Here is a 20,926-nt window from a genome sequence, read left to right on the forward strand (position 1 = left end):
CTGAGGCGTTTGCACAAAAATAGAGCAAAGAGAAAAATTGCGCTTAGGTCGGTATCAATGCGGCTCTCAAAAGCCCAAGCGCATGATCCCGGGCCGCGATACGCACCTTGTCGCGCCCTTGCGCGCCGAACTCAACCGTTTCCGTGCGGACGCCACTGGCATCGGCGACGCCGAAACACACGCGCCCTTCGGGTTTGAACTCTGATCCGCCCGGTCCGGCGATCCCAGTGATCGATACAGCCAACTGAACGGGTGCATGTTTCAAGGCACCCTCTGCCATTTCGGCCGCAACCTCTTCGCTGACAGCTCCGTAGGCTTCGAGAGTTGCTGCAGCCACACCCAACATGTCCATCTTTGCCTGGTTGGTGTAGGTGACAAACGCGCGCTCAACGACCGCAGACGATCCCGGAATGTCGGTCAGCGCAGCTGACACCATGCCACCGGTACAACTCTCTGCTGTGGCAATCATGACGCCATGATCTTTTGCTAATTCAAGGACTTCTGCGGCAAGGTTCATGCCATCAGAACCCCATGTGCGAGGGCCGCCAACGCCAACACACTAATGGCCGCAAACACGCCGGCAATCACGTCATCCAGCATGACGCCAAGCGCATCGCCACGCCGATCTGCCCAGCCGACAAGCCATGGCTTCCAGATGTCGAAAAGGCGGAACAACACGAAGGCGGCAATCCAACCCGGCCACATGACAAGAATGTCCAAACCACGATCCCACGCCGCGTAGCTTAGCGGAAACAGGGCAATCCACTGGCCGACCACCTCATCTGCCACGATCTCGGAAGGATCATGGTCGCCACCGCCTGACGTCATCTGTGCAGTGGCCCACCAAGCGGCGATAAAATAGACGGCCGTCATGGCGGCAAGCAGCGGGAAGCCACCCAGTTGATGCCACAGCCAACCCAGCGGCAAAGCGACAAGGGACCCCCAAGTGCCGGGGGCGGGTCGCATGTACCCCACGAAACATGCCGTGCCCAAAATCCGTGCAATCATGTCTTGATCAACGCTGCCGTGGCGATGCAGGCAATGCCTTCACCCCGTCCGGTGAAGCCCAAACGTTCGGACGTGGTCGCTTTGACCGACACGCGTTCAATGTCCAGGTCCATGATCTCGGCCATCGCGGAACGCATCTTTGCCGCATGTGGCCCAATCTTCGGCTCTTCGCAGATCAAGGTGCAGTCGACATTCGATATCTCGAACCCCATCTTGCGGGCCATGCCCACCGCATGGCGCAGGAATATGTCGCTTGCAGCGCCTTTCCACTGCGGATCGCTGGGGGGAAAATGCTGCCCGATATCGCCGCGGGCCAAAGCGCCATAGATTGCATCGGTCACGGTGTGCATACCGACATCGGCATCAGAGTGACCGACAAGGCCGCGCTCATGGGGCACCTGTACGCCGCACAGCGTCACGTGGTCGCCGGGGCCAAAGGCATGCACATCGAATCCATTGCCCAGTCTAATGTCCATCGCGCCCTCGCAAGATCCGTTCAGCCCGTTCAAAATCCGCCGGGTGTGTGATTTTCAGATTGTCCTCGTCACCGGGCACAATGGCAACCGCCAAACCGTGTGCACGAGCCACCTCCACGTCATCTGCCGCGCCGCCGGGATGGGCTGCGTGCGCTGCACGGATGGCTTCAAGGTGAAAGCCTTGCGGGGTCTGCGCCCGGTACAAGCCTTCGCGGTTCTGCGTGCCGGTCACACGACCTTCAGCACCCGTCCACAACGCATCCGTGACGGGGAGGGCCGGGGCTGCGCCGACACTCTTATCAAGTGAATCCAGAACGGCCGATATAGTCTGGTCCGTGACCAGAGGGCGCGCCACATCATGGATCAAAACGACGTCCGCGTCCTTTACTGCTGCCAGGCCATTGGCGACGGAAGTGGCTCGATCCGCACCGCCATACACAACCGTTATGTCCGCACTGGCCACCTGCGTGACACGCGCATCATCATCGGGATGCGCAACCAACACGACCTGAGAAACCTCCGAATGACCAGCAAAGGCATCCAACGTGCGCGCCACAATCGGTCGCCGTCCAAGGTCCTGCCACTGTTTGGGCACATCCCCTCCGGCACGTGTCCCGCGTCCGGCAGCGACGATCACGGCAGCGGCGCGCTTCATTCTTGGGTTCTCCAATTCATACTTGATCTCTAGGCGGTGCGGTGCGGCCTGTCCATGATCAGAAGTTCTGCCTAAACTTTAGGCAATGCGCCGCCCGTGAGTACGGAAACAGCGTTGCAGTGATTGAGAAAACCCTACATGTGCAATACCAGACAGTATCGCACAAGGATTAGGCAAACCGGATGGCAACAGGTCCCCTCGACATGACAGCCCCCGTGATGCTGGCCCCAATGGCCGGAATCACCGACCTTCCATTCCGATCTCTCGTGGCTCGGTTTGGGGCAGGTATGGTGGTGTCTGAAATGGTGGCCAGCCATGATATGCTCAATGCGCGTCCCGGCAGCCGCGAAAAGGCAGAACTGGGCCTTGGCGCCGATGGCACAGCCGTGCAACTGGCCGGGCGCGAAGCTGCGCCAATGGCCGAAGCGGCGCGTATGGTCGCTGGGCAGGGTGCACGCGTCATCGATATCAACATGGGGTGTCCGGCCAAAAAGGTGGTGAACGGGTATTCCGGCTCTGCCCTGATGCGCGACCCGGATCACGCGTTGACGCTGATTGAGGCAGTGGTGAACGCAGTCGATATTCCGGTGACCCTCAAAACCCGCTTGGGCTGGGACGACGCCTTGATGAATGCGCCCGAGATTGCTGCGCGGGCCGAAGCTGCGGGTATCCGGCAAATCGTGATCCATGGCCGCACGCGGTGCCAGTTCTACAAGGGCAGCGCCAACTGGGCTGCGATCCACGCAGTGGTCGATGCCGTGAGCATCCCCGTGATTGCCAATGGTAATATCGTGGATGCCGCCACGGCGACGCAGGCTTTGGATCAATCTGGTGCACACGGTGTGATGATCGGACGCGGCGCACAGGGCAAACCGTGGCTACTGGCCGAGGTCGCCCATGCGCTTTACGGCGCACCTGCACCGGACGTGCCCAAAGAGGATGCCTTCGCCGAGATGGTGATGGCGCACTATGATGACATGCTGTGCTTTTATGGCGATCTTCTGGGACTACGGGTGGCGCGCAAGCATCTGGGCTGGTTCATGGACACCGCTGGCACGCCGACGGATATGCGTCGCGCGGTCCTGACGGCCAAGACGCCCAAGGCGACGATGGACTTGCTGCCCCGTGCCCTGTGCCCCGAAACAGGGATGGCGGCAGCATGACCGGGGCAGGGGATCTCTGGGCCTCGCTGCCCGTGCCAGTGATCATCATCGGGCCGCAGGACGACATCGTCGACATCAACTCGGCTGCCGAAGGGTTTTTCAACGCGTCCGCCAAGACCATGAAGGGCCTGCCGCTGTGGGATGAACTGGCCGTGGATGCGCCGCTGGAAGAAAGCCTCGCGCGGGCGCGCAAGAACGGCACGCCGCTTTTTGTCAACGATGTCGATGTGGGCCACGGAGGTCGCGCACCGTTGCAATGCGCACTGCAAATCGCACCGTTGATCGGTGCAGCAGATCACATGGTGCTGATGATCTCTCCGCGCGAACTCTCGGGACGGATGACGCAGAATCATTCGGTCAAGTCCGCTGCCAAGTCCGCCATCGGCATGGCCGAGATGCTGGCCCATGAAATCAAGAACCCGCTGGCCGGTATCACCGGGGCCGCCCAACTGCTTAGCATGAACCTCAAACCCGAGGATTTGGAACTGACCGACCTGATTGTCGAGGAAGGCCGGCGCATCGTGAAGCTGCTGGAACAGGTCGAGCAGTTTGGAAATCTCTCTCCTCCCGATCTCAAGCCCGTGAACATCCACGATGTGCTGGATCGCGCGCGACGATCCGCGCTGCTCGGGTTCGGAGCCGAAATGAAGATCATTGAGGATTACGATCCCTCGCTGCCTCTGGCCTATGGCGATCCGGACAAGTTGCTTCAGGTGGTACTCAACCTTCTCAAGAATGCGTCGGAAGCCGCTGGTAAGGGCGGCGGAACCATCCGCCTGCACAGCTATTTCGAACATTCGTTCCGCCTGCGCCGGGCCGATGGTACGGGCCAATCCCTGCCGCTGCAGGTCGAGATCATAGATGATGGCCCGGGTCTGCCGGACGCCATCGCCGCCGATATCTTCGACCCCTTCGTGTCGGGCAAGGAAAACGGCACCGGGCTTGGCCTCGCGCTCGTGTCCAAGATCATCTCGGATCACGGCGGTTGGATTTCTGTCACCTCCGTGCCCGGCAAGACAGTGTTTCGCCTGTCCCTGCCGCGCGCGCCCAAATCGGCCCAGCCGGGCCCCGATCAAACAAAGGACTAGCATATGGATGGCACCGTTCTTGTCGCTGATGACGACCGCACGATCCGCACCGTTCTGACCCAGGCGCTGACCCGCGCCGGGTGTAAGGTGCACGCGACCTCCAGCCTGACAACACTGATGCGCTGGGTGGGCGAGGGCAAAGGCGACGTGGTGATCTCGGACGTGATGATGCCGGACGGCAATGGCCTAGAAATGCTGCCCAAGATCAGCGAGGATCGCCCGGGCCTGCCCGTGATCGTGATCAGCGCGCAAAACACCATCATGACGGCAATCCAGGCGGCCGAGGCCGAAGCCTACGATTACCTGCCCAAGCCGTTCGACCTGCCGGACCTGATGAAACGCACGGCCAAGGCGCTGGAGCAAAAGGCCCACGCACCCGCCCGCGACGAAGACAACGAGCGCCCGGACGAACTGCCACTCGTTGGCCGCACTGCGATCATGCAGGCGCTCTACCGCGTTGTGGCGCGTGTAATGAACACGGATCTGCCGGTGCTGATCTGGGGCGAAAGCGGAACGGGAAAATCGTTGATTGCACGGGCCATACATGACTTCTCCGACAGGCGAACGCTTCCGTTTGTCACGGTCACGGCAGCAGAGCTGCAAGACCTCGAAGGCCCTGCGCGTGTTCTGGCGCGCGTTAAGGGCGGCACTTTGCTGATCGACGAAATCGGCGACATCCCCGAGGAAATACAGGCCCGCATCGTGCGCATGATGGACACGCCGGGCGAATATGTTCCGCGCTTCCTTGCCACCTCGCAAACGGACCTGACGGCGGCAATGGAGGCGGGGCAGGTGCGCAAGGATCTCTACTACCGCCTGTCTGGGGCCACTCTGAACGTTCCGGCGCTGCGCGAAAGGGTCGATGACATCCCGCTGCTGGCGGAACACTTCCTGGTCCGAGGGGAGAAAACCGGACAGCAACGCCGCGTTCTCTCAGACGCCGCGGCCGAGATTTTCCGTACCTATTCTTGGCCTGGCAATGTGCGCCAATTGGAAAACGCAGTTCGGCGGCTGGGCCTCACCAGCCGCGCGCTTGAAATCTCGGCCTCCGAAGTCGAACAGGTACTTGGCAGCCAACCCGAACTGGAGCCAATCCGCAGCGCGGGTGATACAGAGAAGCTGGGAGCGTCGGTTGGCCGTCACCTCAAACGGTACTTCGACCTGCACGGCAACATGCTGCCTCCTCCCGGCCTCTATCAACGGATCCTGCGTGAGGTTGAGGCACCGCTGATCGAAATTGCCCTTGATGCGACAGGTGGAAACCAGGCGAAATGCGCAGATCTGCTGGGCATCAATCGCAATACTTTGCGCAAGAAAATCACCGATCTGGATATTGAGGTGACACGCCGCCGCAAATTGATGTAATACTGCCACACAACCCGTGGCCGATGGGGCGCACTTGTCCCCCGGATCACTGGATATGGCGGTACGGCACCAAAGGTGCCACATCATCGAGGTCGGGCCACGTGGCATCCGGAACACGCACCAGCTGGTGGTTGACGCTGGGCCGTCTGCGGCGACGCAGACGGGTGCGCAACGCGGCGACGTTGGGTCTCGTCCTGCTTGGACCTGTCCTCGCGCTGGCCACATCTCTCGTTCTTGGGCCGCTTGATCAGGGCGCAAACGCCCTGTCTTTGCGCCTCGTTCTGCTTGCTGACCTTGTCTATGTGCTTGTGCTCGGCGCTTTGATCCTGTCGCAAATCGCGCGACTTATCGCGGCGCGCCGGGCAAAGTCGGCAGGATCGCGCCTGCACCTTCGGCTTGCAGCAGTATTTGCGGTGCTGGCCCTGATTCCGACTGTGACGGTGGCGGTGTTTGCAGGCCTGACTGTGAATATCGGGCTTGAGGGGTGGTTCTCTGATCGCGTCAGCCGCGTGGTTGGGGCATCACTTGCCGCGGCTGAAGCCTACGAATCAGAACAGCGCACCGACCTGATCACAGACGCACGCGCACTTGCGCGTTACATCGATACCGTGCGTGGTGCACAGATTGTCGGGGACCGCGAGGTGCTCAGCGAAGGGCAGGTGCAGGTGCAACGGGGCCTGCGCGAAGCATTCCTTGTCGATGGCACAGGGGAATTGCGCGCGCGAGGCGACAGATCCTACCTCTTTGATTTCGAACAGCCAACGACCGACCAGATCTCTCAATCCATCGACACCGGTGGGTTGGTTATTCAGGACTGGACCAACAATGAATTCCGCGCGCTTGTTCCATTGGCCAGCTACGTGGACCGCTTTCTGTATGTCAGCCGCGAGGTGGATGGCGAAATTCTGTCCTTGCTGGACGAAACAAAAGAAACAGTGCGGCTGTATCAGCAGCTTGAAAGTGAACGGGGCACCGTGCTGTTCCAGTTTGGCCTCCTCTATCTGGGGTTTGCCGTCATCCTGATTCTGGCCGCGATCTGGTTGGGTCTGTGGTTCGCTGAAAGGCTGTCCGGCCCAGTTGGACGGTTGACGGGTGCCGCGCAACGGGTCGGGGCCGGGGACCTCGACGTACAGGTGCGTGAGGAAGAGGGTGATGACGAAATCGCCATGCTCGGCCGTTACTTCAACCAGATGACCCGACAACTCAAAGGTCAGCGTCACACCTTGCTGGCCAACACCGAACAAATCGAGCGGCGGCGGCGTCTGTTTGATTCAGTGCTCAGCTCGGTCACCTCCGGGGTCGTCGGGGTGGACGCGAGCGGGCGGGTCACTTTTGTGAACCGTTCAGGCGCACAGCTTCTGAACTGGCAAGAGGGGCGCGAAGCGGTGCCGCTCGCTGTGGCAGTGCCCGAATTTGCCGCACTCTTTGCGTTGCTCAAGGCTGGCCCGCAAGAGGTGGCAACTGGTGAGGTCAAGGTCACGCGCGGTGGACGCCTCGAAAACCTTCTGGTCCGTATGGCGACACGGCGCAGTGTCGAAGGGCAGCTCGAAGGGTATGTGGTGGCCTTTGATGACGTGACGGACCTGGTGTCGGCGCAGCGGATGGCTGCGTGGGGTGACGTGGCCCGCCGCATTGCACACGAGATCAAGAACCCGCTGACACCCATCCAACTCAGCGCAGAGCGTATCAAGCGCAAGTTCAGCCCCAAAGTGGGTGAAGAGAGTGACAGCCTCGAACAGATGACCGATGTGATTGTGCGACAGACCGGGGATCTGCGGCGCATCGTCGACGAATTCTCGAAATTCGCGCGTATGCCCGAGCCCGACCGTAAGAGCCACGATCTGACGAAACTGGTGCAGGATGCCGTAGTCCTGCAACAATCAGGCCAACCGGGCGTGCAGATCGTGGCCGATTTACCCAACCATTCCGTTCATGCTGAGGTCGATGCCACGATGATCTCGCAAGCATTGACAAACCTCGTGAAGAACGGCGGGGAAGCAATTGAAAGTTTGAACAAAAAAGGCGTTCCCGATGGGCATGTCGCACGGATTGAAGTGGCAATGAAGACGGGCCCAATCGGTGCTGAAATCACCATCTCTGACAACGGCATCGGCCTTCCCGAAGATCGGGCGCGCCTGTTTGAACCCTATGTGACGACACGCGATGAAGGCACGGGCCTCGGCCTGCCCATCGTCAAGAAGATCATCGAAGAACACGGGGGCACATTGACCCTCGAAGACGCGGCCCCGTTCGAGGGCCAAACCCATTGTGGAGCCATGGCCGTGATCACGCTGCCTGTCATGGCATCCGCACCAGCAGTTGAGGAAGAGGAAGCAGTATGAGTGACATTCTGATCGTAGACGACGAACGGGACATCCGGGAGCTGATCTCGGATATCCTCAAAGACGAAGGATTTACGACCCGGCTGGCCGGGAACTCCGACGATGCCATGGCCGAGATTGAGGCGGAGGAACCAGCGCTGATGATCCTCGACATCTGGCTCAAGGACAGCCGGATGGACGGGATCGACATTCTCAAGGCGGTCAAGCGGGACAATCCGGGTGTGCCGGTGGTCATCATTTCGGGTCACGGCAACATCGAGATCGCGGTGGCCGCGATCAAGCAGGGCGCCTACGACTTCATCGAAAAGCCTTTTAATATTGACCAGTTGCTTGTCGTCATCCGCCGCGCGATGGAAACATCTCGCCTGCGCCGCGAGAACCAGAGCCTGCGCCGCCCGGAAGTCGCCCAAGCCAAGATGATCGGCACGTCTGCAAGTTTCCGGGCACTGACGTCCCAACTCGACAAGGTGACCAAGTCGAATGGTCGCGTGATGCTGACGGGCCCCGCCGGTTCGGGCAAGGAGGTCGCCGCGCGCTACATCCACGCCAATTCGAACCGATCCGACGCGCCATTTGTCACCGTGAATTGCGCGGGCGTCGCGCCTGAGACCATGGAAGAGGTTCTGTTCGGCAAAGAGGGCGGCGAGCGTGGTGTTGAGCCCGGCCTGTTGGAGCAGGCGCATGGGGGCGTGATCTATTTCGATGAGGTTGCGGACATGCCTATCGGTACGCAATCCAAGATCCTGCGTGTGCTTGTGGACCAGCAATTCCAACGGGTGGGTGGCAACGACAAGGTGCGTGTGGATTTGCGCGTGATCTCGTCCACCAACCGGGATCTGGAAGAGGCCATTGCAGCCGAGACGTTCCGGCAGGAACTGTATCACCGTCTGAACGTGGTGCCGATTGCGGTGCCAAGCCTTGAAGAACGGCGGGAGGATATTCCGGTTCTGGCCGAGCACTTCATCGAGGAATGCAACACCGCACAGGGTCTGCCCAAGCGCGAACTGAGCGAAGATGCCGCCGCTTTGATGCAGACGATGATTTGGCCGGGCAACGTGCGGCAGCTCAAGAACATGGTCGAGCGGGTCTTGATCCTTGGCGACGGAACCGGACCCATTGATTCCAAAGAGCTGCCCGGTTCTGAGGAGCCTGCCGGTGAAGAGGGCCGTGTAGTTCTGTCCGGTGCGCTTGCAACCTTGCCACTGCGCGAGGCGCGGGAAGCGTTTGAACGGGAGTATCTGCTGACCCAGATCAACCGCTTTGGTGGGAACATCAGCCGGACGGCGAACTTCGTTGGCATGGAACGGTCGGCCTTGCACCGCAAGCTGAAGTCTTTGGGGGTTGTGACCTCGTCCAAGGCGGGTGCGCGCGTGGCGCATCTGGATGAGGAAGAGGCGCAGGTAAGCTAAGCTGCAACCGAAGCCCAAAATCTGTCCCCGCGGGGACAGATTTGTAAAATATAACAAAATCAACCTCTTGAGAATCGCAAAGGTTAAATCGCGTTAACCTTTGCGCACATTCAGTTGGGCCAGAACGTCCAGCCCCTGCATGTTCAGGAAATGCAGAATATCGATAAACACCCAGTTCTCAGCCAGCCTGTCCCCGTCACGACGGTAGACATCGACAACCCGCATGTCTGCTTTTTTGCCCGAGGGCGGTAGTCCCAGATATGGGCCTGTGCATTCCATTGTCAGGTTAGGCCAGCCAAAGAAACCACCGTAGTTCCCTTCAGCCATGCGGCAGATGTGGCCGTTAAAGGTGCGATCCCCAAGCTGCGTCCGGAATGGGCGCTGATGTTGTTCGATGTAACGGTCGATGGTGTAGGTGGCTCCGATGCCCGTTGGTCCCCACCAGATCATGTCATCATGCCAGTCGCGGGCCAGTTCGTCTTGGGGGAGGGGCGGATTCTCGGTCGTGTTGGCCTGTGTGATCGCGTCCATCATTGCGTGGATACGGTCGAGCGTTGCCTGACCGACAGCCGGGTCCTGATCATCGAACAGTAAGCCGTCATGTGTCATCGGTCCGGGCTGAACCAGTTGGGCGCCCGTCATGCCGGGCAGGGGGTACTGACCCGCCTGTGCCATTAGATGCAACAGATCGACAAACAACGCCTGTTCGACAATCCGATCCCCCTCCACACGCGAAAACTCGGCGTAGCGCACCATGGCGATCTTGCGTGTGGGTTGGATGCCGAGGAAGGGCACATCGAACAGGCCCATGAGATGGCCCATGGAGGCAACCCATGTGCCACCACCTTCGTCGAGATGGTTGTGCCCGGCAAAGAAGATGTCCTGACGCCGCTGCACACGGGACATAGCGGTCAAGAAGGGGGACCAGAACGTGTCTGCGACCGCTTGCGGACCACGTTGCTCATGGAAGGGGTGCATCCCGCGCCACAGCGTGTCAGGCAGGAAATGCAGTGAAAGTGCAGTTGCGCAGCATCCGGGTTCGGCGCGCCCGAGGGCGGCGTGATGGGCCAGCACGACGGCTTTGGCCCGGGCGAGATCAGTTGTCATGATTATCCTTGGGTAACGATGCGGAACCGGCCATCGCCGGTCCGAATGGCGCAGCTGCGGGCATTGAGCCGGGGCAGGACGGTAGATGGACCGGGCGGGGCGGCGTTTGCAACCCCTTGGGTACATTGTGGAATTTCGACGGGCCGGTAGCCAAGATCATCCATGCACTGTGCCTTGACCCGGGCACGCAGATTGGCGTTGGCATCAACGGTATAGACATCTCCGGGGATCCAGTAGCCGCGGCTGTAGCAATGCCCGTCCTTTTTGCAGACCCGTCGCGGCACATAGATCGGCGCCCCCTGACGGACCTGAGATGCAACAGGTGCGTCGCGCACGGCACGCACGTCACAATTGGTGTTGTCGCGCTCGAACTGGGCCAAGCTGACGCCTTCCGCATAGTAGGTCGACAGCGGCAGGCAGCCGGACAGGACCAGAGGTGCGATAAGGGTGATGATGGCGCGCATGGCCCAATCTTGCCCAAGCCAGCCAGATTTGACAATTCACGAATGACGCTTCGGCAGGTTTTGCGCAAACGTTGACCCTCTGCGCCCCGTCTGTCATGCAAAGAGGCTGAATGTGCCGCGATGCGGCGCGTCAAAACGGGGACATGGATGAAGGTCATCATCTGCGGGGCTGGCCAGGTGGGGTGGCAGATTGCACGCCACCTTTCGGGTGAGCGCAACGATGTCACGGTGGTCGACAATGACCCCGATCTGGTGCGTCGGGCCACTGACACACTGGATGTGCAGGGCGTAGCGGGCTTTGCCAGCTATCCGGACGTTTTGGAACGTGCCGGCGCGCGGGACGCCGATATGGTCATTGCGGCGACGTATTCAGATGAAGTGAACATGGTCACCTGCCAAGTGGCGCATTCCGTTTTCGGGGTAAACCGCAAGATCGCGCGTCTGCGCAGCCAGTCCTATCTGACCGCCATCTATTCCGATCTTTACCGTCGTGACCACATGCCGATTGATGTGGTGATTTCGCCGGAGCGTGAGGTAGCAGCGGCCGCTTTGCAGCGTCTGAGTGCGCCCGCGGCCTTCGACACCGAGCTTTTCATTGATGGGCAGGCCCAGCTTCTGGGCATCGCGTTGGACGCCGATTGCCCGGTGTTGAACACGCCTTTGCGCCAGCTGACCGATCTGTTTTCGACCTTGCGCGTTGTCGTTGTTGGCGTGCGGCGGGACGGGGTGCTGTTTGCCCCTGAAGCGTCGGACCAATTGTTCGAGGGCGACGAAGCCTATGTCTTTGCCCATGTGGATGACGTGCCGCGCACCATGGAAGTGTTTGGCAAGACCATGCGCAAACAGGAACGCGTGGTTCTTGTGGGTGGGGGTAATGTTGGCCTGACCGTGGCCAGCGCCCTTGAACAGCGTGCAAGCCGCGTGCGCGCCAAGGTGATTGAGCGCAATCGCCGCTGTGCGGAACTGGCCGCCGAGGCCTTGGAACGCACCATCGTGCTGAACGGCGACGGTCTGGACGTGACCTTGTTGGCCGAAGCGGGTGTGTCGCGGGCCGATGCGATGCTGGCGGTGACTGATGACGACAAGACCAATATGCTGGCTGCCGTGCGGGCCAAGGCCGAGGGCTGTCCTTATGCCATCGCCTTGATCAACGACCCGACCCTGGTGCCGATGATGGGCCCCCTTGGCATTGACGCTTACATCAACCCGCGCGCCACCACCGTATCGTCCATCCTGCGTCACATCCGGCATGGGCGCGTGCGCTCGGTCTATTCCATTGGGGATGCGGATGCCGAGGTGATCGAAGCTGAGGTGTTGTCGACCTCGCCACTGGCGGGTCAGAAGATCAACGAGATTGATTTTCCTGAAGGGGTTCTGGTCGGGGCCGTGCGCAAGGGCGATGATGTGATCCGACCCGTGGGCAGCACCCGCATCGACGAGGGCGATGTGATCGCTCTCTTTGCGCTGGCCACCGACGTGCCAGAGGTGGAGCGCCTGATGCAGGTGTCCATCGACTTTTTCTGATGTCAGGGCGCGCGCAACCGCGGCAACCGTTTTGGGCCTCTGTTTTGCAGCTGCCGCTGTTCCTATTGCTGGTTGGCCTGTTTTCGGCCGCAATGCTGGTGCCAGCGGTCTATGGCGGCATTGTGCGTGACCTCGTCGCGGCGCGCGCCTTTCTGTATTCGGGTGTTCTGGGCTTGGTGACCTTTGCCCTGATTGGTCTGGCCCATGCGGGGCGGGATCCTCGCCATGGCACCCTTGGCCCGCTGCTGTCGCTGATGAGCACTTTTGTTGTTTTGCCGGTCATTCTGGCGGTGCCTTTTTATGAAGGTTTGCGCACGACCACGTTTCTGAACGCGTATGTTGAGATGGTCAGCGCCATCACCACGACGGGTGCGACCATGTTCGACGACCCGGAGCGGCTGAATGGCACGTTGCATTTGTGGCGGTCGATTGTCGGCTGGTTGGGCGGGATGGTCATGTGGGTGGCGGCGTCGGCCATTCTAGCGCCTTTAAACCTGGGTGGTTTCGAAGTGACGGCCCGGGCTGAACCTGGACGCAGCGCCAGCCGTGACATCGGTATGACCACCCCCGAGGTTCGGGAACGTCTGGCCAAGGTGTCCGCCGTTCTGATCCCGATTTATGCCGGGTTGACTATGCTGCTTTGGGTTCTTTTGGCAGTGGGGGGAGAGACCGGCCTTGTCGCGTTGTGCCATGCGATGGCGATCTTGGCGACGTCGGGGATTTCGCCGGTCGGGGGCCTTGAGCGCGCCGGGTCAGGCATGGCAGGCGAGGCGGTGATGCTGCTGTTCATGCTGTTTGCCCTGTCACGCCTGACCTTTTCGACGGACACGACCACAGCAGAATCGGGTGGATTGTTTCAAGACCCCGAGTTTCGCATCGGTGTTGCGGTGGTGATCGCCGTGCCTGTTTTCCTGTTCCTGCGTCACTTCCTTGGGGCGTTTGACGTGGACGCTGAAAGTGATTTGGCTGATGCCGGGCGCGCACTGTGGGGCAGTGCGTTCACGGTTCTGTCTTTCCTGACCACAACCGGGTTTGCCTCGGCAAACTGGGTGGACGCGCAGGCGTGGTCCGGGCTGGAGACTCCGGGTTTGTTGCTGATGGGGTTGGCCTTGATTGGCGGGGGCGTTGCAACCACTGCTGGGGGCGTCAAGTTGCTGAGGGTGTTTGCACTTTATCGCAACGGTGTGCGTGAGATGGAGCGGTTGGTGCATCCCTCATCTGTCAGCAGCGCGGGGCCGCGCGCGCGACGGTTGCAAAAGGACGGTGCGTTTATTGCATGGATTTTCTTCATGCTTTTTGCGCTGACGCTCGCATTAATCACCATGCTTCTGACCTTGACCGGGGTGGCTTTTGACACGTCGCTTGTCCTTGCGGTTTCGGGTCTTTCGACCACGGGACCACTTTTGGGCGTCGCGACGGATGCACCAATCGCATTGATCGAGTTGAACAATGCAGCCAAGGCCATCTTTACGGCGGCCATGGTTTTGGGACGATTGGAGACGCTTGCGATCATCGCTCTTTTCACACCGGATTTGTGGCGCGGGTAGGCGGGGCTTTGCAGTAGGTCCGTAACGGACTGTTTTTTGGGCTGGAATCTTCCCAAGCCCCAAGACATACTCCACCCGGAGGGATGGTCTGATCCGCAGGCCTAGCAAGAAAAAAAGGGTTAACCGACATGGCTTCGGACCGACAGAATCTGCAGGATGCGTTCCTGAATCACGTGCGCAAGACCAAGGTGCCCGTGACCATCTTCCTGATTAATGGTGTGAAATTGCAGGGGGTTATCACGTGGTTCGACAACTTCTGCGTCCTGTTGCGCCGGGATGGACAGAGCCAGCTTGTCTATAAACACGCCATCTCGACCATCATGCCCAGCCAGCCAATCAGCCTCTATGAGGGCGAAGACGCTTCTTGATGGGTGAGCAGCCGGAGTTCACCCGCGCTTGGGTGCTCCATCCCGATATCAAATCCAATCCGGACCGGCGTGAAGCGAAATTCGCGCTGGCTGAAGCCGTGTCTTTGGCGCATGCACTGCCCGAGCTGGAGGTCGTGGGTAGTGAAATTGTGCCGCTGCCGCGTGTGCGTGCGGGCCTCTTGTTCGGGTCCGGCAAGATTGAGGAACTGGCCGAACGTATCAAGGACGCTGACGTCGAGCTTGTCTTGATCGACGGGCCGGTGACGCCCGTACAGCAGCGCAACCTTGAGAAGGCATGGAAGGTCAAGCTGCTCGACCGGACCAGCCTGATCCTTGAAATTTTCAGTGACCGCGCCGCCACCCGCGAAGGGGTGCTACAGGTGGAGATGGCGGCGCTCAGCTATCAGCGCACGCGCCTTGTCCGCGCCTGGACACACCTTGAGCGTCAACGCGGTGGGCTGGGGTTCGTGGGTGGCCCCGGTGAGACACAGATTGAGGCGGACCGGCGCGCCATCGACACGCAGCTGGTGCGTCTGCGTCGGCAGTTGGACAAAGTGGTGAAGACGCGCACCTTGCACCGTGCTGCCCGGGCCAAGGTGCCGTACCCTATCGTGGCTCTCGTGGGCTATACGAATGCCGGAAAATCCACTCTTTTCAACCGGCTCACGGGTGCGGATGTCATGGCCAAGGACATGCTTTTTGCCACGTTGGATCCGACCATGCGGCGGGTGGAGCTGGAAGACGGCCCCGAGGTGATCCTGTCGGACACAGTGGGGTTTATCTCGGACCTGCCGACCGAGCTGGTGGCGTCCTTTCGCGCGACGTTGGAAGAGGTTCTAGCGGCCGACATCATCCTGCATGTGCGCGACATCTCGCATCCCGAGACTGAGGCGCAGGCCGAGGACGTGCGCACGATCCTGACGGATCTGGGCGTGGGAGAAGGCCGTGAAATGGTCGAGGTCTGGAACAAGATCGACCTGTTGTCAGATGATGAGGCCGACGCCGCACGCGCCCGTGCGGATCGTGAAGACGACGTGTTCACCATGTCCGCAATCACCGGCGAGGGAATTGATGCCCTGCTGGCCAACGTGGCCGAGACATTGCAGGGCGCAGTGACAGAAGAGACCGTGCTGCTGCCCTATGCTGAGGGGCGCAAACGGGCATGGTTGTTCGAGCAGGATGTGGTGCAAGCCGAGCGTCAGGGCGAAGACGGTTTCGAGTTCGATGTGCGTTGGACGACGATCCAAAAGGCGCGGTTCGAGGGGCTGTAAGCGCGGCTGAGTGCGCTGTGTTAACGCGGGCATCTCATGATGACTTGGGGGCGCGTGATCATCCAAAACTGCATATTTCAGGTTTGAAACTGCGCATTTTCAAAGATCGCAAAGGTCCCCAATAACAGGGCGATTTCCTGAATCTGCGCATTTTGGTGCGCAAACTGCACATTTTAGTATTGGCGGGGGAAAGTGGTTAACAAAAATAGTTAACACGTGAGTTTCACGTAAAAAATTCTTATGTCAGACGTGATGCGTGCTGCCACGCAACGGCGTGCGGCGATCCCGTTCGATAACGTCGAATTCGCAAGTTGTAGTCCAAGTTGAATTGCGCGGATGTCGAGATGGTTTGCCGGAGTGTTCCGAGCCGATTTCGCGGGGCTGGGCACGCAGAACACTCTAGCAAAGCGTGCGCTGTTCAGGTGTCAGGTACAATCGTCTGGTTTGAAGGCCCTCGACGCGCCATCGACATAGTCGCACAGCGTAAGCTCAATATCCTCGGGCCAGCCCAACGGCGGTTGATCGCGCCACGCCCATGCAGGTGACGGGCGAAAACCGTTGAACGACGCACCGGTGAAGTTCGCGCCGCTTACCTGCACATCGACGAATTCTGCTTCGTTCAGATTTGCGCCCCGAAAATCTGTGCGCGAGATATCCACGTTTTCCAACCGGCTTTGATACAAGTGTGCGCGCGTGAAATTGACTTCGAGGAAGGACGACTCTGTGATCGAGGCATTGTTGAACTTGGCGCCCTGAAGGTTTGAAAAGTTGAATGTGCTTCCCTTGGTGACGAAACGTCCAAGATCTGCATCGGTGAAATCCACGCGCATGAATGATGCACCGGGCATCTCTGCCGCAAACAGGTCAGCTCTGGCGAGTATGGCGTCAGGGAAAATGGGCTGGAGCAGCTCTGATTGGTTGAAAGATGTGCCGGTGAGGTTCGCGCGTGTGAAGTTCAGGCCCTGTCCCTTGCTGGAGGCGAGATTGGCGCCGGACAGGTTGGCATCTGAAAAGTCGGCGCCCACAAGAAAGGACTCGGTCAAAATCGCGCTTTCAAAATCCGCATAACGTAGGTTGGCGTCTGACAGATTGGCCGTTGTCAGGTTACTGGCCGTCAATTGTGCGTAGGAGAAATCTATGCCACCCACATAAGTCTGCTGAGCCACGAGCGCTTGGAGCAGGCGCCCACGTTCAGGACTGAGCAGAGGGAATCTGAACTGTCCCCGCAGCGGTTGTTCGAAGTCCAGCGGTTCGAAAGATGATATCGCGATCCGATACGGCGTGCTTTGCTGGGCGAACCTGTTCATCTGATCGAACATGGATCGGCTCATAAAGTGGAGTTTTGCACCGTTGCCTGCCTCGCTTGGCATGGAGCACCCGAAGGGCACCTCGCCTTGACTACAGGTTTGTGACGCGCTGTTGCGGATCGTAATGGAGGCATCCAAAATGGCACGAAGATCGTCGGACAGAGCGGCGCGGCGGGTGGATTCAAGCAAAACGCTTTGCGCGATGTTTGCATCGGTTTGCAATACGATCCGACGGTTTTGTTCTTGGGTGAGTTTGTTCAGTTCGTAGGTCAGATACAGACCTGCCGCCCCGGCAAGGCCCGCCACGATGGCAACGGTGATGCGGAAGTAGAATTCACTGGCACCCCGTCGGACAAGAAGCAGGCCAAGGTTCACAAGCGCGGCGGTGCGGCGGTCCTCGACGGTCGGATTTGAAATGCCTTCGGGTGTCGTGAAATGGTCGACGAGAGCCGAAACCATTTCGGCGTTGTCCATGGCGGGATTTACGCCGCGCTTGCGGAGCCAGCGTTTGAGAAGCGCATTGGCGACAAGAAGGGCGAGGCCGATGGTCAGAAGCAGTGCGAGGGCCAGTGCAGCGATTGTCGGTGCCGCGTTCCGCAGTGCGGTTGCGATGTCTTCGTTTTCCAGCGCGGTTTTGGCGGCAAAACCCGCGGCCGCACAGGCAAGGCAAATCAGCAAAAAGACTATGCGTTTCATCGAAAGGCTCGATCTTGAAATGCGTGTAGCCTAAGCGAGAGCATCGCGTGCTGCCAAGACCTCAGATCATGCGCCACTGGCCCGGTTGCAGATCATCAAGGCGCCAATCGCCGATTTGAACCCGGATCAGCCGCAGCGTGGGAAAGCCGACATGGGCTGTCATGCGCCGTACTTGTCGGTTGCGTCCTTCCGTGAGTGTGAGGTCCAGCCAGCTTTCGGGAACGGATTTGCGGACGCGGATGGGCGGGTCGCGCTCCCAGATGTTCGGGGGTGCTATGGCGCGCGCCTTGGCGGGTTTCGTGGGGCCGTCCGTGAGCGTGACGCCCGCGCGCAGTTGGGTGAGAGCTTCGTCCGTGATCGTGCCTTCGACCTGGGCCCAGTAGGTCTTGGGCGCTTTGTATTTCGGGTGCGCGATCTTGGCCTGCAGTTTGCCATCGCTGGTCAGCACCATCAGCCCTTCGCTATCGCGGTCCAACCTGCCTGCCGCGTAGACGCCCGGCACGTCGATATAGTTGGAGAGCGTGGGGCGCGGGGAGCCTTCGGTGCCTTTGTCGGTGAATTGTGACAGAACGCCGAAGGGTTTGTTGAACAGGATTGTCGTCATCGCAGGGGTTCGAGCCGAGTGACCCCCACGGCCGCGGCGCGTGCGAGCCCTTCGTCCAAGGACATGGGGATGTATTCGCCGCGCCGCCAGAGCTGGGCCAGATCGTCGTAGTGGCGGGACAGGAAGTGGCCGGATTGCCCTGTCGAGATCACGAAGACCGAGGAGTTCGGGTCGGCGAAGTCGTAGACGCCGCGATAACCTGCGCCGTGCACATTTTGGAACGGGTCGGGGCCGGTGCCCTTGGTCAGCCCGCGTAGGAGCGTGTTGTCGCCACCCGATGTGCTTTGCCGGATGTTCACGAAATAGCGCAGGATTGGCACTTCGCCCAGCACCTGGTGGTCGTGGGTGGCCTGGTGGGCGTCACCCCACCGCAAGGATTCCAATTGACTGCCATAGGTTTCGTTGATTTCGAGCAATGCGTCGTCGAGCGCGAGGCGGGCCATGTCGGGGCATGTTTCGACCGGGGCGGATTGGCGTACGTCGCACCAGATCCCGGCCCCATCCACATTGCGGAAGACCCGTTCGATGAAGAGCGGTTCGACATGGGTGAGCGTGTCGGCCATGGGGCCAAGCTCGTCGCGGATCAAACGGTCCTGCAATTTGCGCAACCAAGCAGCATAGATCAGAGGTTCAGGCCAGTGTTCGTTCATTTCGCCGTTCCATTCGGCAAGTAAGGCCAGCGCGCGCTGACGCTGACGTTCCTGAGTGCCTGCATTGGCGGCTTCGCCGGTGAACCAGAGTTCGGCGCCGATCAGGGGCAGCAGTGAACGTGCGGTAAAGCTGACAGTGTCGAGCTGCGCTTCTATGAAGCTGTCGCGGGTATGAACTTCGCGCGCCTGCATCAGGCGGCGCCAGCGTTGGACACGTTGGGTGTCGCCCCAGACAAAGCTGACATGGTTGGGGAAGGGGCGGTCGACGGTCTTGTTGTTGGTGTTGCCAAGGATACCCCCCACGGGAGAGACGAAGCCGGGATTGGAGGTGTAGGCCATCCGCCCTTGCCAGCGGTTCTCGGCCCGCGCACCGAGCGAGGGCAAGCGGCCCTGACTTTGGTGGTTTGCGTCACGTTTGGGGATTGCGCCGATGGTTTTCATCGCGATGGATGCGCGGTCGACAAGCGTAATGTTCTGGGCAGGTGCGATGTGTTTTTCGCCTGCGGTTATCGCCTCGGCCACGGTTTGAGAGGTCATGATACCCATAGCCGCGCTTATGGATGTGTCGCGCGGGCTGAGCACTGTCCAACTGAGCGCTGCCACGTGGCCGGGTGGGGTGACCGTGCGAAGGCTGCGGACACTTCCGGGCAGGACCGGGCCATTGTCGGTCCAGCGCAGGGTCAGTGTCACCGGGTCCTCGTCTGCAATTTGCAAGATGGAGTCGCGGGACTCGAACTCTTTCCAGCCGGTTGGCGTACGGTATTGCGAGGGGTTTTCCGGGTTCAATTCCTCTATGAAGACATCCTGATCGTCGACATAGGCGGTCGTCAGACCCCATCCAAGCCGGTCGGAACGTCCAGTCAGGACCACGGGCATCCCGGGAATTGTTCCGCCGATGACACCACCGGACGCCAGTTCCAATCGAGCAAGATACCAGATTGCGGGAGCCGAGAAGCCCAGATGCGGGTCATTTGCCAACAGCGTTCCACCCGATGCGGACCGGGCAGTGGCGGCGGCCCAGGCATTGGACGCCCCGGCAAATCCGCGCGGCCTGAAAGGGGACAGCGGATGCGGGTCTGCTTCGGCAACCATGTAGTCAGGCTCAACGCCCGGCACGAGAGTGGCATATTCCGGCAGGCTGGCGATGCCTTCGCCTGGAACATCGGGCAAGATGTCGGCCAACCGGGCAGGATCGTCAAGCGCTAGCGACATGCGCGCGCGCAACACTTCCTCGCTCAGATGCCCGGACAGTTGCAGGCCCATCAACTTGGCCACGGCGATGCTGTCTGCGGGTCGCCATGGGGCAAGGGGCGTGTTGAACAGGAACATCTCGGGCGCGCCGCGTCCCAATGCCTCGGCATTGATCTGGTCGAGGCGGGCATTAACCCCCGATGCATAAGCCTCAAGCGCTGCAAGAGTGGCCGGGTCCTGTGCGGCGACGGATTGGACCGAGAGGCGATAAATGTCGAGGCGTCGAACGAAGCTGTCGATATCGACAGTTGTGGTGCCAAACAACTCGCTGAGCCGTCCCTGGGCTGTGCGGCGCAGCATCATCATCTGCCAAAGGCGGTCCTGCGCATGGGCAAAGCCCAGGCCGTGGAAAACGTCTGTGTCCGTCTCTCCGAAGATATGAGGAACATTGGCGTTGTCGCGCACAATCTCGACCGGGGCCGAGATGGCGGGTACGCGCACGCGGGCATCATAGTTGGGCAACGAGCGGGAGGCGAGGTAATAGACCATGCCAACACCCAGAACGGCCAGCACGATCAGCGCTGCGGTCAGGCGGACAAGCCACTGAAACACCACTGCCATTCTGTCCGCCCCCTGTGCGCTGTTACGTTGACCCTTGGGCCACGACTGTTAGGTAGGCATGGACGGAAGC

The 20,926-nt window shown here is 60.3% G+C and carries 18 protein-coding genes; 9 read left to right on the forward strand and 9 right to left on the reverse strand.

Translation table 11 applies throughout. From position 1 onward, the window contains the following. Positions 1–43 precede the first annotated feature (43 nt). Genes IE087_RS16985 through ispD form a run of 4 tightly spaced genes read right to left on the reverse strand, consistent with a single transcriptional unit; the run spans position 44 to position 2,139 of the window. Positions 44–517: a CinA family protein gene (locus IE087_RS16985; protein WP_189370566.1), complete on the reverse strand. Its 474-nt coding sequence runs from the start codon at positions 515–517 to the stop codon at positions 44–46. Continuing rightward, complete coding sequence (locus IE087_RS16990) at positions 514–1,008, reverse strand: phosphatidylglycerophosphatase A family protein (protein ID WP_189370567.1); 495 nt, start codon at positions 1,006–1,008, stop codon at positions 514–516. The genes IE087_RS16985 and IE087_RS16990 overlap by 4 nt, the downstream gene beginning before the upstream one ends. Further along, positions 1,005–1,484 carry a 2-C-methyl-D-erythritol 2,4-cyclodiphosphate synthase gene (gene ispF / locus IE087_RS16995; RefSeq protein WP_189370568.1) on the reverse strand — a complete coding sequence of 160 codons (480 nt, stop codon included), beginning with the start codon at positions 1,482–1,484 and terminating at the stop codon, positions 1,005–1,007. Before ispF ends, IE087_RS16990 begins: the two co-directional genes overlap by 4 nt. Next, positions 1,474–2,139 (reverse strand): 2-C-methyl-D-erythritol 4-phosphate cytidylyltransferase, encoded by a 666-nt coding sequence (gene ispD / locus IE087_RS17000; protein ID WP_189370569.1) that lies wholly within the window; start codon positions 2,137–2,139, stop codon positions 1,474–1,476. Before ispD ends, ispF begins: the two co-directional genes overlap by 11 nt. Positions 2,140–2,321: 182 nt before the next feature. Between ispD and dusB the strand changes: the two genes are divergently transcribed. The 5 genes from dusB (at position 2,322) to ntrX (ending at position 9,506) form a co-directional block, all read left to right on the forward strand. After that, a complete protein-coding gene (gene dusB, locus IE087_RS17005) occupies positions 2,322–3,302 on the forward strand; it encodes a tRNA dihydrouridine synthase DusB (protein WP_189370570.1) in 981 nt (326 codons plus the stop codon). Further along, complete coding sequence (locus IE087_RS17010; protein ID WP_189370571.1) at positions 3,299–4,390, forward strand: two-component system sensor histidine kinase NtrB; 1,092 nt, start codon at positions 3,299–3,301, stop codon at positions 4,388–4,390. Before dusB ends, IE087_RS17010 begins: the two co-directional genes overlap by 4 nt. A gap of 3 nt (positions 4,391–4,393) precedes the next feature. Further along, complete coding sequence (locus IE087_RS17015) at positions 4,394–5,755, forward strand: response regulator (RefSeq protein ID WP_189370572.1); 1,362 nt, start codon at positions 4,394–4,396, stop codon at positions 5,753–5,755. A 101-nt stretch (positions 5,756–5,856) separates the two neighbouring features. After that, entirely contained in the window at positions 5,857–8,097 is a 2,241-nt protein-coding gene (locus tag IE087_RS17020) for a sensor histidine kinase NtrY-like (protein WP_229801436.1), read from the forward strand. After that, complete coding sequence (ntrX, locus tag IE087_RS17025) at positions 8,094–9,506, forward strand: nitrogen assimilation response regulator NtrX (protein ID WP_189370574.1); 1,413 nt, start codon at positions 8,094–8,096, stop codon at positions 9,504–9,506. The genes IE087_RS17020 and ntrX overlap by 4 nt, the downstream gene beginning before the upstream one ends. Positions 9,507–9,599: 93 nt before the next feature. Here ntrX and IE087_RS17030 read toward each other — a convergent pair whose 3' ends face one another. Together IE087_RS17030 and IE087_RS17035 are read right to left on the reverse strand one after the other, a co-directional pair. Further along, the gene (locus IE087_RS17030; protein WP_189370575.1) at positions 9,600–10,613 is read right to left on the reverse strand and encodes an ester cyclase; all 1,014 of its coding nucleotides are present in this window, start codon (positions 10,611–10,613) and stop codon (positions 9,600–9,602) included. A 2-nt stretch (positions 10,614–10,615) separates the two neighbouring features. After that, positions 10,616–11,077, reverse strand: coding sequence for a hypothetical protein (locus IE087_RS17035; protein ID WP_189370576.1), 462 nt, complete (start codon positions 11,075–11,077; stop codon positions 10,616–10,618). Positions 11,078–11,224: 147 nt separating this feature from the next. Here IE087_RS17035 and trkA point away from each other — a divergent pair, with 147 nt between their 5' ends. The 4 genes from trkA (at position 11,225) to hflX (ending at position 15,787) form a co-directional block, all read left to right on the forward strand. Continuing rightward, complete coding sequence (gene trkA / locus IE087_RS17040; RefSeq protein ID WP_189370577.1) at positions 11,225–12,601, forward strand: Trk system potassium transporter TrkA; 1,377 nt, start codon at positions 11,225–11,227, stop codon at positions 12,599–12,601. Continuing rightward, positions 12,601–14,148: a TrkH family potassium uptake protein gene (locus IE087_RS17045; protein ID WP_189370578.1), complete on the forward strand. Its 1,548-nt coding sequence runs from the start codon at positions 12,601–12,603 to the stop codon at positions 14,146–14,148. Before trkA ends, IE087_RS17045 begins: the two co-directional genes overlap by 1 nt. Before the next feature lie 128 nt (positions 14,149–14,276). Then, on the forward strand, positions 14,277–14,516 hold the full coding sequence (gene hfq, locus IE087_RS17050) for an RNA chaperone Hfq (protein ID WP_007119530.1): 240 nt from the start codon (positions 14,277–14,279) through the stop codon (positions 14,514–14,516). Further along, on the forward strand, positions 14,516–15,787 hold the full coding sequence (gene hflX, locus IE087_RS17055; protein ID WP_189370579.1) for a GTPase HflX: 1,272 nt from the start codon (positions 14,516–14,518) through the stop codon (positions 15,785–15,787). Before hfq ends, hflX begins: the two co-directional genes overlap by 1 nt. A gap of 425 nt (positions 15,788–16,212) precedes the next feature. Here hflX and IE087_RS17060 read toward each other — a convergent pair whose 3' ends face one another. The 3 genes from IE087_RS17060 to IE087_RS17070 all read right to left on the reverse strand — a co-directional run bounded on the left by IE087_RS17060 (position 16,213) and on the right by IE087_RS17070 (position 20,856). Continuing rightward, entirely contained in the window at positions 16,213–17,790 is a 1,578-nt protein-coding gene (locus IE087_RS17060; protein ID WP_189370580.1) for a pentapeptide repeat-containing protein, read from the reverse strand. 61 nt (positions 17,791–17,851) lie between these two features. Further along, positions 17,852–18,394, reverse strand: coding sequence for a pseudouridine synthase (locus IE087_RS17065; RefSeq protein ID WP_189370581.1), 543 nt, complete (start codon positions 18,392–18,394; stop codon positions 17,852–17,854). Continuing rightward, on the reverse strand, positions 18,391–20,856 hold the full coding sequence (locus IE087_RS17070) for a penicillin acylase family protein (protein WP_189370582.1): 2,466 nt from the start codon (positions 20,854–20,856) through the stop codon (positions 18,391–18,393). The genes IE087_RS17065 and IE087_RS17070 overlap by 4 nt, the downstream gene beginning before the upstream one ends. Positions 20,857–20,926: the final 70 nt, after the last annotated feature.

This window comes from Tateyamaria omphalii (assembly GCF_014651375.1).
Lineage (GTDB): Bacteria > Pseudomonadota > Alphaproteobacteria > Rhodobacterales > Rhodobacteraceae > Tateyamaria > Tateyamaria omphalii.

Bases quoted from the DNA above. Each gene is read 5' to 3' on its own strand.
- trkA (WP_189370577.1), top strand. From the start codon at position 11,225: ATGAAGGTCATCATCTGCGGGGCTGGCCAGGTGGGGTGGCAGATTGCA.
- IE087_RS17030 (WP_189370575.1), bottom strand. From the start codon at position 10,613: ATGACAACTGATCTCGCCCGGGCCAAAGCCGTCGTGCTGGCCCATCAC.
- ispF (WP_189370568.1), bottom strand. From the start codon at position 1,484: ATGGACATTAGACTGGGCAATGGATTCGATGTGCATGCCTTTGGCCCC.
- IE087_RS16990 (WP_189370567.1), bottom strand. From the start codon at position 1,008: ATGATTGCACGGATTTTGGGCACGGCATGTTTCGTGGGGTACATGCGA.
- IE087_RS17065 (WP_189370581.1), bottom strand. From the start codon at position 18,394: ATGACGACAATCCTGTTCAACAAACCCTTCGGCGTTCTGTCACAATTC.
- dusB (WP_189370570.1), top strand. From the start codon at position 2,322: ATGGCAACAGGTCCCCTCGACATGACAGCCCCCGTGATGCTGGCCCCA.
- IE087_RS17035 (WP_189370576.1), bottom strand. From the start codon at position 11,077: ATGCGCGCCATCATCACCCTTATCGCACCTCTGGTCCTGTCCGGCTGC.
- ispD (WP_189370569.1), bottom strand. From the start codon at position 2,139: ATGAAGCGCGCCGCTGCCGTGATCGTCGCTGCCGGACGCGGGACACGT.
- IE087_RS17015 (WP_189370572.1), top strand. From the start codon at position 4,394: ATGGATGGCACCGTTCTTGTCGCTGATGACGACCGCACGATCCGCACC.
- IE087_RS17070 (WP_189370582.1), bottom strand. From the start codon at position 20,856: ATGGCAGTGGTGTTTCAGTGGCTTGTCCGCCTGACCGCAGCGCTGATC.
- IE087_RS16985 (WP_189370566.1), bottom strand. From the start codon at position 517: ATGAACCTTGCCGCAGAAGTCCTTGAATTAGCAAAAGATCATGGCGTC.
- ntrX (WP_189370574.1), top strand. From the start codon at position 8,094: ATGAGTGACATTCTGATCGTAGACGACGAACGGGACATCCGGGAGCTG.
- IE087_RS17010 (WP_189370571.1), top strand. From the start codon at position 3,299: ATGACCGGGGCAGGGGATCTCTGGGCCTCGCTGCCCGTGCCAGTGATC.
- IE087_RS17045 (WP_189370578.1), top strand. From the start codon at position 12,601: ATGTCAGGGCGCGCGCAACCGCGGCAACCGTTTTGGGCCTCTGTTTTG.
- hflX (WP_189370579.1), top strand. From the start codon at position 14,516: ATGGGTGAGCAGCCGGAGTTCACCCGCGCTTGGGTGCTCCATCCCGAT.
- IE087_RS17060 (WP_189370580.1), bottom strand. From the start codon at position 17,790: ATGAAACGCATAGTCTTTTTGCTGATTTGCCTTGCCTGTGCGGCCGCG.
- hfq (WP_007119530.1), top strand. From the start codon at position 14,277: ATGGCTTCGGACCGACAGAATCTGCAGGATGCGTTCCTGAATCACGTG.